This window comes from Rothia sp. 32237D007AR (assembly GCF_053544675.1).
Genome location: NZ_JBPPUO010000026.1, coordinates 1 through 2,174 on the forward strand (window position 1 = coordinate 1; position 2,174 = coordinate 2,174).

Annotated in this window: 1 rRNA gene; it reads left to right on the plus strand. The window is 52.6% G+C overall.

Going from position 1 to position 2,174, the window contains the following annotated elements:
- Positions 1 to 363 precede the first annotated feature (363 nt).
- A 16S ribosomal RNA gene (locus ACED87_RS09360) occupies positions 364 to 1,892 on the plus strand.
- Positions 1,893 to 2,174: the final 282 nt, after the last annotated feature.

Sequence of the window (2,174 nt, forward strand, 5' to 3'; positions counted from 1 at the left end):
ATAGACTAAATGAGTTGCCCAAACGGGTAACACACAAACATGAGAATGACCGATACGAAACACCGGCCAGTGAAACACTAGCTAGGGTTGAGAATGCGGTTTGTTGCTTGAAAACTCAATAGCGTACCAATGTTATAAATAACATTCTTATCGTCCATCATCACAATACCACACCACACGGTGCAAGGAACGTGAGATGGTCTTGAACTGATACCAAATATTTATAGAACACGTAAGAAACCACCGGTTTCTTACTGAATTTGATAATCAATTGGTTTCAGATTCGTCAGCTCGAACCACACCACCCCGTGGTGAATGGTTCGCTAACAATCAGAGACTAGGATCATCAACTACTTCATTTTTTCAACGGAGAGTTTGATTCTGGCTCAGGACGAACGCTGGCGGCGTGCTTAACACATGCAAGTCGAACGATGAAGCCCAGCTTGCTGGGTGGATTAGTGGCGAACGGGTGAGTAATACGTGAGTAACCTGCCTTTAACTCTGGGATAAGCCTTGGAAACGGGGTCTAATACCGGATACGACCAGTTCCCGCATGGGATGCTGGTGGAAAGGGATATGTACTGGTTTTAGATGGGCTCACGGCCTATCAGCTTGTTGGTGAGGTAACGGCTCACCAAGGCGACGACGGGTAGCCGGCCTGAGAGGGTGACCGGCCACACTGGGACTGAGACACGGCCCAGACTCCTACGGGAGGCAGCAGTGGGGAATATTGCACAATGGGCGCAAGCCTGATGCAGCGACGCCGCGTGAGGGATGACGGCCTTCGGGTTGTAAACCTCTTTCAGCAGGGAAGAAGCGAAAGTGACGGTACCTGCAGAAGAAGCGCCGGCTAACTACGTGCCAGCAGCCGCGGTAATACGTAGGGCGCGAGCGTTGTCCGGAATTATTGGGCGTAAAGAGCTTGTAGGCGGTTTGTCGCGTCTGCTGTGAAAGCCCGGGGCTTAACCCCGGGTTTGCAGTGGGTACGGGCTAACTAGAGTGCAGTAGGGGAGACTGGAATTCCTGGTGTAGCGGTGAAATGCGCAGATATCAGGAGGAACACCAATGGCGAAGGCAGGTCTCTGGGCTGTAACTGACGCTGAGAAGCGAAAGCATGGGGAGCAAACAGGATTAGATACCCTGGTAGTCCATGCCGTAAACGTTGGGCACTAGGTGTGGGGGACATTCCACGTTTTCCGCGCCGTAGCTAACGCATTAAGTGCCCCGCCTGGGGAGTACGGCCGCAAGGCTAAAACTCAAAGAAATTGACGGGGGCCCGCACAAGCGGCGGAGCATGCGGATTAATTCGATGCAACGCGAAGAACCTTACCAAGGCTTGACATATACTGGATCGCTCTAGAGATAGAGTTTCCCTTCGGGGCTGGTATACAGGTGGTGCATGGTTGTCGTCAGCTCGTGTCGTGAGATGTTGGGTTAAGTCCCGCAACGAGCGCAACCCTCGTTCTATGTTGCCAGCACGTAATGGTGGGGACTCATAGGAGACTGCCGGGGTCAACTCGGAGGAAGGTGGGGATGACGTCAAATCATCATGCCCCTTATGTCTTGGGCTTCACGCATGCTACAATGGCCGGTACAAAGGGTTGCGATACTGTGAGGTTGAGCTAATCCCAAAAAGCCGGTCTCAGTTCGGATTGGGGTCTGCAACTCGACCCCATGAAGTCGGAGTCGCTAGTAATCGCAGATCAGCAACGCTGCGGTGAATACGTTCCCGGGCCTTGTACACACCGCCCGTCAAGTCACGAAAGTTGGTAACACCCGAAGCCGATGGCCTAACCCCTTGTGGGAGGGAGTCGTCGAAGGTGGGATTGGCGATTGGGACTAAGTCGTAACAAGGTAGCCGTACCGGAAGGTGCGGCTGGATCACCTCCTTTCTAAGGAGCTTCAACATTTTTGGTTGAGCCATGCTTGGCGCGAGTGTCGCTAAGGTGGTTTGCTCATGGGTGGAATGTTAGTTCAGGTGCCTGCTTGAGGGTGGGTGCTGATGAGAGTGTGTAATGCTGGTGCGCTTTTGGGTTTTGAGGTAATAAGCCAGTGTGGTTTGTTGCTCTCAGGTTCCCGGCACGGAAGTTGTGGTCAGGTTTTTTGTCTGGTTGCCTTGCGTGGTATCGGGTTGTTGTTTGAGAACTGTATAGTGGACGCGAGCATCTTCGAAT